13 protein-coding genes and 2 tRNA genes are annotated in these 14556 nt (G+C 57.5%); 10 read left to right on the top strand and 5 right to left on the bottom strand.

Going from position 1 to position 14556, the window contains the following annotated elements; translation table 11 throughout:
- Positions 1 to 334 precede the first annotated feature (334 nt).
- Positions 335 to 2020, bottom strand: coding sequence for an aspartate:alanine antiporter (locus tag G5253_RS19945; RefSeq protein WP_266135064.1), 1686 nt, complete (start codon positions 2018 to 2020; stop codon positions 335 to 337).
- A 137-nt stretch (positions 2021 to 2157) separates the two neighbouring features.
- On the opposite strand from G5253_RS19945, the gene G5253_RS19940 reads away from it, so the two are divergent.
- Positions 2158 to 2322: a hypothetical protein gene (locus tag G5253_RS19940; RefSeq protein WP_160175218.1), complete on the top strand. Its 165-nt coding sequence runs from the start codon at positions 2158 to 2160 to the stop codon at positions 2320 to 2322.
- Positions 2323 to 2793: 471 nt separating this feature from the next.
- Here G5253_RS19940 and G5253_RS19935 read toward each other — a convergent pair.
- Positions 2794 to 2869 (bottom strand) — tRNA-Asn (locus G5253_RS19935).
- 133 nt (positions 2870 to 3002) lie between these two features.
- Here G5253_RS19935 and uvrB point away from each other — a divergent pair.
- The 3 genes from uvrB (at position 3003) to G5253_RS19920 (ending at position 6096) form a co-directional block, all read left to right on the top strand.
- Entirely contained in the window at positions 3003 to 5015 is a 2013-nt protein-coding gene (uvrB, locus tag G5253_RS19930; RefSeq protein ID WP_151286901.1) for an excinuclease ABC subunit UvrB, read from the top strand.
- Positions 5012 to 5269 (top strand): YkvA family protein, encoded by a 258-nt coding sequence (locus tag G5253_RS19925; protein WP_005360976.1) that lies wholly within the window; start codon positions 5012 to 5014, stop codon positions 5267 to 5269. Before uvrB ends, G5253_RS19925 begins: the two co-directional genes overlap by 4 nt.
- A 179-nt stretch (positions 5270 to 5448) precedes the next feature.
- Entirely contained in the window at positions 5449 to 6096 is a 648-nt protein-coding gene (locus tag G5253_RS19920) for a DedA family protein (protein WP_266135063.1), read from the top strand.
- Positions 6097 to 6174: 78 nt separating this feature from the next.
- Here the strand turns inward: G5253_RS19920 and dsbB are convergent, their stop codons facing one another.
- Both dsbB and nhaB read right to left on the bottom strand, forming a co-directional pair.
- Positions 6175 to 6696, bottom strand: coding sequence for a disulfide bond formation protein DsbB (dsbB, locus tag G5253_RS19915; protein ID WP_075115069.1), 522 nt, complete (start codon positions 6694 to 6696; stop codon positions 6175 to 6177).
- Between the two features lie 98 nt (positions 6697 to 6794).
- Entirely contained in the window at positions 6795 to 8375 is a 1581-nt protein-coding gene (gene nhaB / locus G5253_RS19910; RefSeq protein WP_266135062.1) for a Na(+)/H(+) antiporter NhaB, read from the bottom strand.
- 333 nt (positions 8376 to 8708) lie between these two features.
- Between nhaB and fadR the strand changes: the two genes are divergently transcribed.
- The 6 genes from fadR to G5253_RS19880 all read left to right on the top strand — a co-directional run bounded on the left by fadR (position 8709) and on the right by G5253_RS19880 (position 14315).
- Complete coding sequence (gene fadR, locus G5253_RS19905) at positions 8709 to 9422, top strand: fatty acid metabolism transcriptional regulator FadR (RefSeq protein WP_026034983.1); 714 nt, start codon at positions 8709 to 8711, stop codon at positions 9420 to 9422.
- Between the two features lie 265 nt (positions 9423 to 9687).
- A complete protein-coding gene (locus tag G5253_RS19900) occupies positions 9688 to 9828 on the top strand; it encodes a TIGR02808 family protein (RefSeq protein WP_005345965.1) in 141 nt (46 codons plus the stop codon).
- A gap of 188 nt (positions 9829 to 10016) precedes the next feature.
- Positions 10017 to 10574 (top strand): YaeQ family protein, encoded by a 558-nt coding sequence (locus G5253_RS19895; protein WP_005336887.1) that lies wholly within the window; start codon positions 10017 to 10019, stop codon positions 10572 to 10574.
- A gap of 12 nt (positions 10575 to 10586) precedes the next feature.
- A complete protein-coding gene (locus tag G5253_RS19890; RefSeq protein WP_005352342.1) occupies positions 10587 to 11471 on the top strand; it encodes an AEC family transporter in 885 nt (294 codons plus the stop codon).
- A 265-nt stretch (positions 11472 to 11736) separates the two neighbouring features.
- On the top strand, positions 11737 to 12201 hold the full coding sequence (locus G5253_RS19885) for a hypothetical protein (RefSeq protein WP_058056875.1): 465 nt from the start codon (positions 11737 to 11739) through the stop codon (positions 12199 to 12201).
- Positions 12202 to 12479: 278 nt separating this feature from the next.
- A complete protein-coding gene (locus tag G5253_RS19880; protein WP_266135061.1) occupies positions 12480 to 14315 on the top strand; it encodes a sigma 54-interacting transcriptional regulator in 1836 nt (611 codons plus the stop codon).
- Positions 14316 to 14479: 164 nt separating this feature from the next.
- On the opposite strand, the gene G5253_RS19875 is transcribed toward G5253_RS19880, so the two are convergent.
- A tRNA-Val gene (locus G5253_RS19875) sits at positions 14480 to 14556 on the bottom strand.

Raw genomic sequence — 14556 nt, 5'->3', positions numbered from 1 at the left:
CCGATGCGGTACATAGAGGGTTCTGAGTAGAAAAATGCTAGTTGAAAATGTGTAAACTTATTTCAGGACTAGACACGGGACCTGCCATAACTCATTGCAGAGCAGAGCAGAGCAGAGCAGAGCAGAGCAGAGCAGAGCAGAGCAGAGCAGAGCGGAGCAGAGATCGCCCATTGTGGAATAGGAAGAGTGGGGTGGGGGCAGATTTCAGTGCAGATGGTGGGGGGGGAGGTGACGCCACACCAATGAGCCTGATCTACATCTCTATAGCGGGGCAGATAGCAAGAAGGGAGCCTGAGGCTCCCTTCTTTGTTAGCGGTAATGTGATGGCTGCTGGCTAGAACCAGAAGCCGATGATAAAGGAGCCCGCCAGGGTCAGCATCACGTTGGCCACCGCATAGGTGCCGGCATAACCGAGCGCCGGAATGGAGCTGTTGGCGGCCTCGTTGACCACATCCATCGCCGGTGCGCAGGTACGGGCACCGGTGATGGCCCCGAGCAGCAGCGCCGGGTTCATCTTCAGTACCCAGACCCCGAACAGATAGCCCACCAGCACCGGCAAGGTGGTCACCAGCATGCCGGAGAAGAGCACCACCACACCCACCTCACTGAGGTGATCGAGGATACCGCCACCGGCTTTCAGGCCCGTGCTCACCATAAAGACCGCAAGACCGAGATCCTTGGCCAGCCGCAGGGCGCCGGGCGGCACATAGCCCACCGTCGGGTGGTTGGCTCGCAGATACCCCATCAGGATGCCTGCCAGCAGCAGGCCGACGGCATTGCCGAGGCCAAATTCGATCTGACCGAACACCAGCGAGACGGAGCCGATCAGCAGGCCGAGTACGAAGAAGGTGGTGAAGGCCACCAGATCGGTGGTCTGGCTGTGGATGCTGATAAAGCCGATCTTGTTGGCCAGCAGTTTGACCCGCTGCTTCTCGCCACTGATCTGCAACACGTCGCCTTTTTGCAGCATGATGTTGCGATCGAACGGCATCTCGATCTGGGAGCGCACTACCCGGTTGAGGAAGCACCCTTTCTCGGTGAGGTTGAGCTCCACCAGATGGCGACCCACCACGGAGTCGTTCTTTACCACGATCTCTTCGGTGACGATCTGCAGGTCGAGCAGGTTGCGATCAAACACCTCTTTACCGTTGCGATAGTTGACGTCCAGCTTCTCGTGGCTCTCGGGATAGCCCACCAGGGCGATCTCGTCCCCTTCCTGAATGACGGCATCGCCATCTGGACTGGCCAGAATGCCGTTGCGGCGGATCCGCTCTACATAGCAGCCGGTATGGGGATAGATGCCGGTCTCCCGCAGGGTACGGCCACCGATCCAGGCTGCCAGTTCGGGGCCCACCCGATAGGCGCGGATGATGGGCAGATAGGTCTTGCGACTCTCGCTGTCGGAGAGACCCCGCTCACGGGCGATTTTTTGTGCCTCGGTATTGAGGTCGAGGCGAGCTAGCGATGGGAGGTAGCGCACCACCAGCATCAGGCCCACCAGACCCACCAGATAGGTCAGGGCGTAGCCGATGCCCATGTTGTCGAGCACCGCCTGCATATCGGTCTGATGGGGCAGGTTGAGCAGACCGCTGCGCAAGGCATCCTGGGCACCCACCAGAGCCGGAGTCGAGGTGAGGGAACCCGCCAGGATCCCCGCCGCCATGCCCGGCCCCAGATTGAAGAACTTGGCGAGCCCCACTGTCAGCAGCAGAGCTGTCAGCAAGATCACCAGAGTCAGGGTGATGTAGTGGATGCCATCGCGCAAGAAGACGCTGAAGAAGTGGGGGCCAGCCTCGATCCCCACACAGAAGATGAACAGCATAAAGCCGACGTTTTCAGTGGTGGCCGCAAATTCGAAGCCCATCTGGCCGAACAGCAGGGCGGTAAACAGCACACCTATGGTGTTGCCAATCTGAAAGTTGCCAATTCGCACCTTGCCCAGCAGCAGGCCGAAGGCCAATACCACGAACAGCAGCAGGGAGTCGCTTTGATGTAGCAGTGTCACGAAATCTATGGTCATGCCCGGAAAAACCGAGGAAAAAAGTGGGGTCGATATTGTGCCGGATCTCTCCCCAATAAAGAAGCGCAAGGGTGCGATTAATCGGACGTTATCGGACGCTATTTATGGAGCCGGCGGCGTGATAGGGAGACAAGCGGATGAAATCTGGCAATTTTTGCTGTAACCGCCGTTGTCAATTAGTGAAATCTGCTGCCCGCTACCGAAGTGCTCTGGCGCAGGACGATTTTTTAGATTCTGCTGTCCGGCCGCTTGGCGGGGATCAGTTTCAGCAGATTCAACCGATGGCCACCATGGTTGGCTGAGGGGCAAATCAGCTTGATATTTACCCGTTCGCCCACGGGAAAAGGGTTGGCAAAAAGATGCCTCTGAAAAGTGCCAATAGAGCCTGTCACCCCGCTGTTCCTGAGGGGGCTAAAAAACAGCATAAAATCAGGTTGGCCAGCAAAATGACTCTTTGCCGGGGGCCATCAAGGGCAATCCCACGTCCTGACAGGGCTTGCTGCACTTACCCACAGAATCTGTGGATAACCCTGTTTATGAAACTTGTTCATCGCCCTGAAAGCCGCGCCAGCACTGGGATGCAAGGGCTGTTCAAAAAATACCGGAAGAAAAATGTTTTTATAAAAATCAAATAGTTAGGTGCGACAGGAGAAAACTCTGTCGAGCAGGAACGGGTAACAAAAGGGAGCGTCAGCAGCAAGAAGGATCTTGTGCATTAAAATTGGCAAGAGAGGGCACTAAAGTGGATAACTTGCACCGAGATGGTGAGGAATTGGCTCCCCCGACTGGACTTGAACCAGTGACATACGGATTAACAGTCCGCCGTTCTACCGACTGAACTACGGGGGAACATCAGGCAAGGAGGAGCATCATACAGAAGGTGTCCGCGGTGGTCAAGCCATTCGCGGGATGATGGCACGGGTGTACCGCTGCCAAACCCTCGGTTACACTGCTCCTCTGCTGTTTTGTGTCGGGAGTGTTCATGAGCAAATTGTTCAAGTTAGCCAGCCAGTTTCAACCCGCCGGGGATCAGCCCACGGCGATTGCCCAACTGCTGGATGGCATCGAGTCGGGGCTGGCCCATCAGACCCTGCTCGGGGTGACCGGTTCGGGCAAGACATTCACCATGGCCAACGTCATCGCCACCCTGAACCGCCCGACCATGATCCTGGCTCCCAACAAGACCCTGGCCGCCCAGCTCTATGGCGAGATGAAGGAGTTCTTCCCCGACAATGCGGTGGAGTATTTCGTCTCCTACTACGACTATTACCAGCCCGAAGCCTATGTGCCGACCACCGACACCTTTATAGAGAAGGATGCCTCGATTAACGATCACATCGAGCAGATGCGATTGTCGGCCACCAAGGCGCTGCTGGAGCGGCGCGACGTGGTGATTGTCGCCTCGGTGTCGGCCATCTATGGTCTGGGGGATCCCCAAGCTTATCTGAGCATGATGCTGCACTTGAAAGTGGGGGATGTGATCAACCAGCGGGATATCCTGCGTCGCCTCGCTGAGCTGCAGTACACCCGCAACGACATGGCCTTCCAGCGCGGCACCTTCCGGGTGCGGGGGGAGGTGATCGACATCTACCCCGCCGAATCGGACAAGCTGGCCCTGCGGGTGGAGCTGTTTGACGAGGAGGTGGAACGCCTCTCCCTGTTCGATCCGCTGACTGGCGCCATCGAGCAGACGGTGGTGCGCTACACCATCTATCCCAAGACCCACTATGCCACTCCGCGCGAGACCATTTTGGGGGCCATCGAGCACATCAAGGAGGAGCTCAAGAGCCGCCGTGAGCAGCTGTTGTCGCTGGGCAAGCTGGTAGAGGAGCAACGTATCAGCCAGCGTACCCAGTTCGACATCGAGATGATGCAGGAGTTGGGCTATTGCTCGGGCATTGAAAACTACAGCCGTTACCTCTCCGGCCGTGCGCCGGGGGAGCCGCCGCCCACCCTGTTTGACTATCTGCCAGGGGATGGCCTGCTCATCATCGACGAATCCCACGTGACCGTGCCGCAGATTGGCGCCATGTTCAAAGGGGACCGCTCCCGCAAGGAGACCCTGGTGGAGTACGGTTTCCGGCTCCCCTCTGCGCTGGACAACCGGCCGCTCAAGTTTGACGAATTTGAAGCGCTGATGCCGCAGACGGTGTTTGTCTCGGCGACTCCCGGCCCCTACGAGCTGGAGAAGTCCGGCGGCGATGTGGTGCAGCAGGTGGTGCGCCCTACCGGCCTGCTCGATCCGGAGATCGAGGTGCGTCCGGTGACCACTCAGGTGGACGATCTGCTCTCCGAGATCCGCAAGCGGGTGGCGGTGGAGGAGCGGGTGCTGGTCACGACCCTGACCAAGCGGATGGCGGAAGACTTGACCGAGTATCTGGCGGAGCACGACGTCAAGGTGCGCTACCTCCACTCCGATATTGATACGGTCGAACGGGTGGAGATCATCCGCGATCTGCGCCTTGGCAAGTTCGATGTGCTGGTGGGTATCAACCTGCTGCGGGAAGGCCTCGACATGCCGGAGGTGTCGCTGGTGGCAATCCTCGATGCGGATAAAGAGGGCTTCCTGCGCTCGACCCGCTCGCTGATCCAGACCATCGGCCGTGCGGCGCGTAACCTCAACGGCAAGGTCATTCTCTACGGCGATACCATCACCAACTCGATGAAGGTAGCCATTGAGGAGACCGAGCGGCGCCGCGCCGTGCAGCATGCCCATAACCTCAAGCATGGGATCACCCCCAAAGGGCTCAACAAATCCATTGGCGATGTGATGGACATGGGGGGCAGCCGCACGGCAGGCAAACCAGGCAAGGGGATGCGCAAGGCAGCCGAGCCGCAAGGGGAATACCATGTCCGCTCAGCCAGCGAGATTGCCAAAGAGATCAAGCGGATGGAGGAGCAGATGTTCCAGCATGCCCGGGATCTGGAGTTCGAACAGGCGGCGGCACTACGGGATCAGATCCAGCGGCTGCGCAGCGAGTTGATCGAATCATGAGCCGTAAACGCTGGCTGATTTGGCAACGACTTCGTCGTCTCTATCAGGGCTTTCGCCATCCCGGTACCCCCTGGTGGGCGAGGGGACTGGTTATCCTTATCCTGCTCTATGGCATCAGTCCGGTGGATCTTATCCCCGACGTGGTGCCCTTGCTGGGTTGGTTCGATGATGTGACCCTGCTGCTGGTGTTGCTATGGGGCTGGGAGCGTTGTCTTCCCCCCGCAGTGCGCAGCGATCTGGAACAGGCCTCCTAGTTCACCTTTTCAATACCATACTCGGCTTCTCTCTTTGTGCTCCCACCCTCGAAGGAAGCGGAAAAACGGTTTCATTTGAAGGTGGGCACTGCGGGACAAAAAAGAGGCTGCCCCGGTGATTGTCGCCCGGATGGCATTGGCGTAGACTCCACGCCGTTCACTTTATGGGTATGAAAAAAATGGATCTGATCCTCTTTGCAATCGACTTTATCCTGCACGTTGACGTGCATTTGAAAGTGCTGTTCGAGAACTATGGCGTTTGGGTTTACGCCATCCTGTTTCTGATCATCTTCTGCGAGACCGGACTGGTGGTGACTCCCTTCCTGCCGGGCGACTCCCTGCTGTTTGCCGCTGGTGCACTCACCGTGGGCAGCGTGCTGGATGTGCATACCCTGGCCGCCGTGCTGATCATCGCCGCGGTACTCGGCAACGTGGTGAACTACACCATAGGTCACTTCTTCGGCGAGCAGCTGTTTCGCAATCCTGACTCCAAGATCTTCCGGCGGGATTATCTGGAGAAGACCCACGCCTTCTATGCCAAGCATGGCGGCAAGACCATCATCATCACCCGCTTCCTGCCAATCGTGCGAACCTTTGCGCCGTTCGTGGCAGGGATGGGGGCCATGACCTATCCGCGCTTCCTGGCGTTCAACCTGGTTGGCGGCCTGCTGTGGGTACTCTCCTTCGTCTATGCCGGCCACTTCTTTGGCAATCTGCCGGTGGTGCGTCATAACTTTACCCTGCTGATCTTCGGCATCATTGGTATCTCCCTGTTGCCCATGGTAATTGGCGCAGTCAAGGCCAAGATGAGCACAGCCAAGGCGTAACCAGAAATACGGTCAGCCAGAACAAGAAAGGGGGAGCCATAATGGCTCCCCCCTTTTATCTCCACACGGCCATGATGATCAGTTGCAGCAACGCCCTTTCACCAGATTGCCGATGGCCACCACGGTGAAGACCAGCAGGTAAGCGGCGAAGATGACGACCAGCCACTGGGGCATGGAGTAACCGAAGAACTGCCAGGTGATCTGGGCACAATCCCCTTCCGGCATAAAGAGCCAGGGGAGCCACTGATCGAGCGGAGCCCAGCTCGGGAAGTCGGCAAACGGGCTGCAGACGTTGAACGGGGAGGGGTTAACCTGATAGTCCACATGCTTGAGGGCCAGCTGGAAGCCACGGAAGGCACTGTAGCCCCACAGCAACATGGCACTCCAGCGAACATACCACTTATCCGGTGCCACCATGCCGAGCAGACCAGCGACCAACACACCCAGGGTCGCCAACCGTTCGTAAACACACATCACGCACGGGGATAGGCCCAGCACATGCTGGAAGAAGAGGGCACACAACTCGAGGAACAGGGCTGATGCTGCCAACAGACCCCAGGCCAGCCGATGGGCGGCGATACGGCGGAGAAACTCGATCATCTAATTGATCTCTCAGAAAAAACAGTGGCTGAATTAGAGCAGAGCGGAACCGAAAAGAAAAGGGCCCAGAAAGGGCCCTCGGAAACCATCTCAATGGATTAATGCAGCGCTGGCTGTACCGCTGGCAGCGCACTCTCCATCACCAGCCATCCGTGCTGATAGAACCACTCTGTGGCAGGGCCAAGCAGTAATTCGACAGAGAAAAAGCCGACCAGCCCCAGCACCAGGGTGTAGGGCAGCGCCATCCAGACCATGCGGCCATAGGAGAGGCGCAGCAGCGGCGCCAATGCCGAGGTGAGCATAAACAGGAAGGCGGCCTGACCATTGGGGGTGGCGACCGATGGCAGGTTGGTACCTGTGTTGATGGCTACCGCCAGCAGATCGAACTGGGCGCGGTCAATGGCGCCATTGAGCAGGGCAGTCTTGACTTCGTTGATGTAGACGGTTCCGACAAAGACGTTGTCACTGACCATGGAGAGCACCCCATTGGCCAGATAGAAGAGAGCCAGCTGGTTCTCCGGCTTGGCAGCCAGTACCAGCTGGATCACCGGCTTGAACAGCTGCTGATCGATGATGACGGCGACCACGCTGAAGAAGACCGCCAGCAGGGCGGTGAAGGGGAGTGCCTCCTGGAAGGCTTTACCCAGCGAGTGCTCCTCGGTGATCCCGGTCAGGGAGGTGGCCAGCACGATGACCGAGAGGCCAATCAGACCAACGGCTGCCAGGTGCATGGCCAGACCGACGATCAGCCAGACCGCAATCAATGCCTGAACGATCAGCTTGGCCTTGTCTTGCGGGCTGCGTTTTGCCTCTTCGTAGCGGTTGTACTCCTCCATGATGGCGCGCACTGTGTCTGGCAGGCGGGCGCCATAGCCAAACCAGCGGAACTGCTCCACCAGCACACAGGTCAGCAGACCGCAGATAAAGACGGGGACGGTCACAGGGGACATACGAATGGCAAATTCAGCGAAGTTCCAGCTGGCTTGCTCGCCGATGATGAGGTTTTGCGGCTCGCCCACTAGGGTGCAGACACCACCCAGCGCGGTACCGATGGCGGCATGCATCATCAGGCTGCGCAGGAAGGCACGAAAATCGTCGAGATCTTGGCGATTGAGCTCGGCGACTTCCTTATCATCGGTATGGTCATGGCTGTGACCAAACTCCTTGCCGGACGAGACCTTGTGATAGATGGCATAGAAACCGGTGGCAACACTGATCACCACGGCAATCACGGTCAGGGCATCGAGAAAAGCCGACAGGAAGGCGGAGACCAGACAGAAGGAGAGGGAGAGCAGGATCTTGGAGCGTACACCGATTAGCAACTTGGTGAAGACATAGAGCAGCAGCTGCTTCATGAAATAGATGCCTGCCACCATGAACACCAGCAACAGCAGCACCTCGATATTGGCGACCAGCTCGTGTTTGACCTGATCGGCGGAGGTCATGCCGATCAACACGGCTTCGATCGCGAGCAGACCACCCGGTTGCAGAGGGTAGCACTTGAGGGCCATGGCCAGGGTGAAGATAAACTCAACGACAAGTAACCAGCCCGCAATGAAAGGATCAAGGTGGAAGGCGATCGGATTGATCACCAGAAATAGCAAGATGGCGCTTTTATACCACTGTGGTGCATTGCCCAAGAAGTTCTTGGCGAATGCCTGCCCTAGGCTTATTGGCATGATAATGGGTCTCAACTTTGTTGTTAGGATCTGCTTCTATGCAGTCAAGGATGATTCGACCTGTGCCTCCGGATGTTGGCCTTTATCTGTCTGATTCCTCGTGATTTTAATCAAAAAGCGTGACGATTATAAATGATAGCCGATGGATCTCTGCCCATCTGTCTGTTTTATAACCACCTTGTCGGGGTTGGCTGGCTCCCTCGTGGCGATTAGATACATATTCCCAACACTATATTTGCCATATGTGAGCAGAGGACTGACCTTATGCTTGCCAGCCATCATCGCTTTGATATCATTCGTCAGCCTTTTTACGCATTACAACAGAGTCAATTCATGGTTATAAAAGCGCAGAGCCCAGCTGGGTTTGCCGAGGAATACATCATCGAGTCCATCTGGAACAATCGCTTTCCTCCCGGATCTATTCTGCCCGCCGAGCGTGAATTATCCGAGTTGATCGGGGTGACGCGGACTACCTTGCGCGAAGTGCTGCAGCGACTGGCCCGTGATGGCTGGTTGACCATACAGCATGGCAAGCCGACCAAGGTGAACAATTTCTGGGAAACCTCCGGCCTCAATATTCTGGAGACGTTGGCTCGTCTGGATCAGGACAAGGTACCTGATCTGATAGCTCAGCTGCTCTCCGCCCGTACCCACATCTGCACCATCTTTATCCGCGGGGCGATCCGTCACAATCCGGAGCAGGCCGCCGAGATCCTGCGTGGCGCCGATGGGGTCGAGAACAACGCACAGGCTTATGCCGAGTTCGATTATCGCCTGCACCACCAGCTGGCGTTTGCTTCCGGCAATCCGATCTACGCCCTGATCCTGAACGGTTTCAAAGGGTTGTACAGCCGGGTCGGCAGCTACTACTTCTCCGACAAGCAGGCCCGCGAGACCGCAGACGCCTACTACAAGACCCTGCTTAATCTGGCGGAGACCAAGAACCACGAAGCCGTGTTCATGACGGTGCGTCAGTACGGTATCGAGTCCGGCAAGCTGTGGACCCGCCTGCGTCAGGACATGCCAAGCGATCTGTGCGACAACTGATCCCTTGCCTGTGCTGTCCAAGAAACGCGCCATCCGGCGCGTTTTTTTATTCTGCCGTGTTTGTGTCTATCCTTGATTGGCGGTGGTAATTGCTTGAACTGCATGGATATTTGGCCAAAAAGCTTGATCCAGCGCAAATGAACCCTGCATTTATCACTTTGGTGGCATAGGACCCAACCGCTGATTGAGGTCAAATGGAGGCATCAAGAGCGGAACCAATATCCGCCAGAAGGAACACACCTTTCACCGGATGAAGGACACAACAATGAGTCTTCTTGAACACACCATCTGGACAGTACTGGGATACGGGGCCATGCCCTTTATCTTTCTGAGCGGATTCGTGGCGGTGGCAGTGACCTGTTGCATGCTGCTGAATGCGTTCGGGGTACAGTCCGCCGAGAAGTGAGTCGCTTCTCCATGCCGCCAAATGCCAGTCTTCGGACTGGCATTTGTTTTTTGTGTTTTTTAAAGCACTTATCCCGGCAGGGAAGGGGAAATCTTTGGTCAGGATGGTCGAACCTGCCGCCGATTTTGATTACACTGGCGCCCGTATTTCCCACTCACCCTTCTCTTATCAGGTGTTCAAGGTTTTCTATGGCTCTCAAGGCAACCGTATTCAAGGCCCAGATCAGTTTGTCTGATATGGATCGCAATCTGTATCAGGACTTCTCCCTCACGTTGGCGCGCCACCCCTCCGAAACCGATGAGCGGATGATGATCCGGCTGGCGGCTTTTGCCTGGCATGCCGCTGAGCGACTGGAGTTCACCAAGGGATTGAGCGCCGATGACGAACCCGAGCTCTGGTGCAAGAACTACTCGGACGAAATAGAGCTCTGGATCGAGCTGGGCCAACCCGATGAAAAACGGCTGAAAAAGGCCTGTAACCGTGCCCGTCAGGTGGTGCTCTACCTCTACGGCGGTCGTGGCACCAGCGTCTGGTGGAAGCAGAACCAGGGCAAGCTGAGCCAGCATGACAACCTCAGCATCATCGAACTCTCCGACAGCCAGACTCTGCCGCTGACCGCCATGGTCGAGCGAACCATGCAGCTCACCTGCACTATCTCCGATGGTCAGCTCTGGGTCAGTAACGGCGCACTGGAAGTGACGTTGGATCCGGTGGTGCTGATGGGCAAACCGGCCCGCGAACTGTAACGGACGCAGCCCATGTTCAGCGCCTTGCTCAATATCGTCATTCCGGTGTTCGGTGTGGTCGGGCTCGGTGCACTCTACGGGCGATTGCGACCGGGGGCTGCGCTCGGTTACGTCAATCGGGCCAATATCGAGCTGTTTACCCCGGCGCTGGTCTTCTCCGCGCTGGTCAAGTATCCGCTGGCGCTGGCGGAGCATCTGCCGCTGATTGCGGCGGGGGCGCTGGTTATCCTGTTACCCGGTCTGCTGCTCGCGCTGCTTAAACTCAAAGGGATTGAGCGGGCAGCGCTGATCTTGCCCGCTATGTTCCGAAATACCGGCAATCTCGGTATCCCCTTGATGGTGCTGGCGTTTGGCGAGCAGCAACTGGGGGCCATAGTGATCCTCTTTGTGCTCTCCAATCTGCTGCACTTTTCGGTCGGCATGTTTATCCTATCGGCCAATACCTCCCGCTGGCTGTGGCTGCGCAGCCCTGTGTTGTGGGCCGCGCTGGCCGGTTTGCTGGTGGCCAACCTGCACATTGCGCTGCCGGAATATGTGGTGACCACGGCCTCGCTGCTCGGCCAGATCTCGGTGCCCCTGATGCTCTTTGCGCTGGGCATTCGCCTGATGGAGGGAGAGCTTGATCACCTTGGCCTCGCGCTCAAGTGCAACCTGCTCTATCTGTTGGCGGGGGGATTGTCGCTGCTGCTGGCGATCTGGCTGTTGCCGCTCAAGACGGAGTGGATCCCGCTGTTGATGTTGTCGGTTTCCTTGCCCCCTGCGGTCTTGAATTACATGCTCTGCGAGCAGTATCACTGCCAGCCGGACAAGGTGGCCAGTATCGTGCTCGGCGGCAATGCCCTCTCTGTGCTGGTGATCCCGCTGGCGGTCTGGCTGGCACTTCATCTGCCCGGCTAAGCCAGATTGCATTGGTGCGACGGTGCGACTCACTGGCCAATTGCTTGATCGAACCGAGTCACAGTAGTTCGCATCTCATCCTGGCAGGGGAAAGTTAGCCTATCAGGATCAGCAAGCTCTTCCATGCCATCTCTGTCCATCATTGCCTCCGTAATATATCTGTCGTCCCCGTATCTGACCCTGAGCCCCGGGCCTAACGGCGACAGCTATAGTATGAAAAAGAGCTGACTGACACTGTTTAACCAATGCCAGTGAGGGAAACCGGATGGGCACAAGTGAGCAATCTGATCCTGTGGGGCAGGCAAAATCGCGCTATGACCCGGCATTGCCTACCGGTTATGACTGGCGCAGACACCGCCGTTTTATCCTTAGTGGCGGTGGTTACAAGGCGGAATGTCGCCGTCGCAACTGGTTTCTGGAGTTGCTCAATCCGGTGCCCTATGTGGTGGTGCGAGACATAGCCATCGGCGGCATCGGCATTCTTGGGGCCATACGGTTGAAAGAGGGGGATGAGCTGGTGATTACCATTCCCTCTGGCGAGAAGCTGCGCGGTCTGGTCGTGAGATCCCAGCCAGACCCACTTTTTCCCAAACTCTATCGCACCGGTATTCGTCTGCATCGTTATCCGACGGCCGAGCTGTTTGCCCGCTGGCAAAGTTACATTCAGCCGCAAGATAAAGCGGATTTCGACCATGAGTGCCAAGTCTTGAAACAGGTACGCGGTGCGTGAACCAAATGCCATTTCAGAGGTTGTTTTCCCCACAGTCAGCATGATCTGTCGATGGACTTTGCGGATCAGCAGGCTTGGCTGAGTGGTTTATCTCACTGCATGTGTTTTCATCTTTATGTTTTTATTGAATTTTATCTGTGCCTCTGAAGTCGCGGAGGATGCGGATCTTTTTCCCTTTTCGTGATCCCCCCCGAAGTAGTTCCCCCTGATATCCCTTAGTATCTGGCCAGCATGACTCCCTTTAGGGGGAGGATAACAAGAACAAAAAGGAATGATGGATGAGATCCGTGAGCAACCAGTGTCTGTTGATGCAGATCCAGCCGACCATCTTGCGCTTTGCCAAGATGCTGGCGAGTGTGCTGCAGCTTGAGGTCGAGATTGTGGATGCCGATATGGTTCGGGTGGCTGGCACCGGGCCTTATGGCAAGTTCTTCGGGCGTCAGCTGGAGGGCGACTCCCGCCTGCTGCGCTATGTGATTGATAACCAGCGGGAGAAGATCGTTACCCACACCAGCGATGATCCCGTGTGTGACGGCTGTACCTGCAAGGAGAGCTGCCGTGAGCGCGCCTTCCTCGGGGTCCCCATCATGGTGGACGAGCGCTGTATCGGGGTGATCAGTCTGGTGGCCTTCAGCGACGAGCAGCAGGCTCGCCTCAACAACAATCTGCAGGATGTGTGTGACTATGTGCGCCACATCTCCACCATCTTTGTGGCCAAGTTGCTCGATTCGCGCGGGCTGTCGGACGGGGTCAACAAGGTGTTCCTCAATCTGATGACCAACATGGATCAGGGCTGCCTGCTGCTCGATGACAAGAGTCAACTGCTCTACGCCAACGAGGCGGCGCTCCATCATCTGGGTTGCCAGCAGGAACAGCTGCAGGGGCGCGAAGTGGGGATCCGCCCGCTCACCTTCTCCCAACAGGGGCTGAGTGGTCATCTCCAGCACATCATCACCTTTGAGGGGCGTCAGGAGCTGATCATCGGTCAATTGCACCATGTGCAGGGCCAGCAGCTCTTTCTGATGGCGTTTCACCAGTCCCACTCCGGTCAGGTTCAGGAGCCGGATCCGGATGTGCGGATCGATCAGCTGATCGGCGAGAGCAAGCCGATGCGCACCCTCAAACGACTGCTGCACCGCATCGCCCAGAGTCCCTCCAGCGTGCTGATTTGTGGCGAGAGCGGCACCGGTAAAGAGGTGGTGGCCCGCGCCGTCCATCGCCTGAGTCCGCGGCAGGACAAGCCGTTCATCGCTATCAACTGTGCCGCCATTCCCGAACAACTGCTGGAGAGCGAGCTGTTTGGCTATGTGAAGGGCTCCTTTACCGGCGCTTCCAGCGGTGGCAAGCAGGGCCTGATCCAGGCGGCCCATCAGGGCACCCTGTTCCTTGACGAAATTGGCGATATGCCGCTCACCATGCAGGCCAAGCTGCTGCGGGTGCTGGAGCTGCGGGAGGTGACCCCCATCGGGGCCAGCCGACCGGTGCCGGTGGATATTCGCATCATCGCCGCCACCCACCAGCATCTCGATCAATACATCGCCGAGGGGAAGTTTCGTGAAGATCTCTATTACCGCATCAACGTCATCCCTCTCAACCTGCCGCCGCTGCGGGAGCGGGAAGGGGACGTGGAGCTGCTGACCCACTACTTCCTCAACCTGCACACCAGCCGGATCGGCATTGTCTATCCCGGTCTGGCTCCCGAGGTGATGGCGTTGCTCAAGGGGTATCGCTGGCCGGGCAACGTGCGCGAGCTCAGCAACCTCATCGAATATCTGGTCAACGTCAGCCAGGCGGGCGAGGTGATTGACGCCAGCCTGCTGCCCCCCAATATCATCCGCAATCAGGAGCCCCATCGTGTCACCGCCCAGTCGATCCCGGTGACCAACCTGGATGCGGCGTTTAATGTGCCTGCCACAGCGCCGCTTGCCGCCACGCCGGAGACACTGCCTGAACCCGTACCGGGTGAGAGCGGCCTTGAGAGCATGGAGAAACAGATGATTGAAGAGACCCTGCAGCGGCTTGGCAACAAAAAACTGGCCGCACAGGCGCTCGGGATTGGGATTGCCACCCTCTATCGCAAGATAAAGAAGTACGAGATTGCCGTGCAGAGCTGAGGCGCTGGCGGCATCTATCCGGCCCGTGTCGTTTATCGGATGGCACGGGTTTTTTATGGGAACAAGGTTCTGCGCCATTGCCCGGTCGGTGATGAACAGATTGGCGGGGAAGGGGGGGCGGACAGAATGCAAAAAGCCCGCTCGATGAGCGGGCTTTTTTAATCTGGTGCGTCCTAGTGGATTCGAACCACCGACCCCCACCATGTCAAGGTGATGCTCTAACCAGCTGAGCTAAGGACGC

It is taken from the genome of Aeromonas sp. 602658 (genome assembly GCF_049173005.1).
Taxonomy (GTDB): domain Bacteria; phylum Pseudomonadota; class Gammaproteobacteria; order Enterobacterales; family Aeromonadaceae; genus Aeromonas; species Aeromonas veronii_A.
Note: the sequence above shows the minus strand (reverse complement) of the source record. Positions and strands in the feature narration are given on the sequence as shown.

Coding starts and splice junctions, on each gene's coding strand:
- G5253_RS19945 (WP_266135064.1), bottom strand. CDS start 2,020: ATGACCATAGATTTCGTGACACTGCTACATCAAAGCGACTCCCTGCTG.
- G5253_RS19940 (WP_160175218.1), top strand. CDS start 2,158: ATGAAATCTGGCAATTTTTGCTGTAACCGCCGTTGTCAATTAGTGAAA.
- uvrB (WP_151286901.1), top strand. CDS start 3,003: ATGAGCAAATTGTTCAAGTTAGCCAGCCAGTTTCAACCCGCCGGGGAT.
- G5253_RS19925 (WP_005360976.1), top strand. CDS start 5,012: ATGAGCCGTAAACGCTGGCTGATTTGGCAACGACTTCGTCGTCTCTAT.
- G5253_RS19920 (WP_266135063.1), top strand. CDS start 5,449: ATGGATCTGATCCTCTTTGCAATCGACTTTATCCTGCACGTTGACGTG.
- dsbB (WP_075115069.1), bottom strand. CDS start 6,696: ATGATCGAGTTTCTCCGCCGTATCGCCGCCCATCGGCTGGCCTGGGGT.
- nhaB (WP_266135062.1), bottom strand. CDS start 8,375: ATGCCAATAAGCCTAGGGCAGGCATTCGCCAAGAACTTCTTGGGCAAT.
- fadR (WP_026034983.1), top strand. CDS start 8,709: ATGGTTATAAAAGCGCAGAGCCCAGCTGGGTTTGCCGAGGAATACATC.
- G5253_RS19900 (WP_005345965.1), top strand. CDS start 9,688: ATGAGTCTTCTTGAACACACCATCTGGACAGTACTGGGATACGGGGCC.
- G5253_RS19895 (WP_005336887.1), top strand. CDS start 10,017: ATGGCTCTCAAGGCAACCGTATTCAAGGCCCAGATCAGTTTGTCTGAT.
- G5253_RS19890 (WP_005352342.1), top strand. CDS start 10,587: ATGTTCAGCGCCTTGCTCAATATCGTCATTCCGGTGTTCGGTGTGGTC.
- G5253_RS19885 (WP_058056875.1), top strand. CDS start 11,737: ATGGGCACAAGTGAGCAATCTGATCCTGTGGGGCAGGCAAAATCGCGC.
- G5253_RS19880 (WP_266135061.1), top strand. CDS start 12,480: ATGAGATCCGTGAGCAACCAGTGTCTGTTGATGCAGATCCAGCCGACC.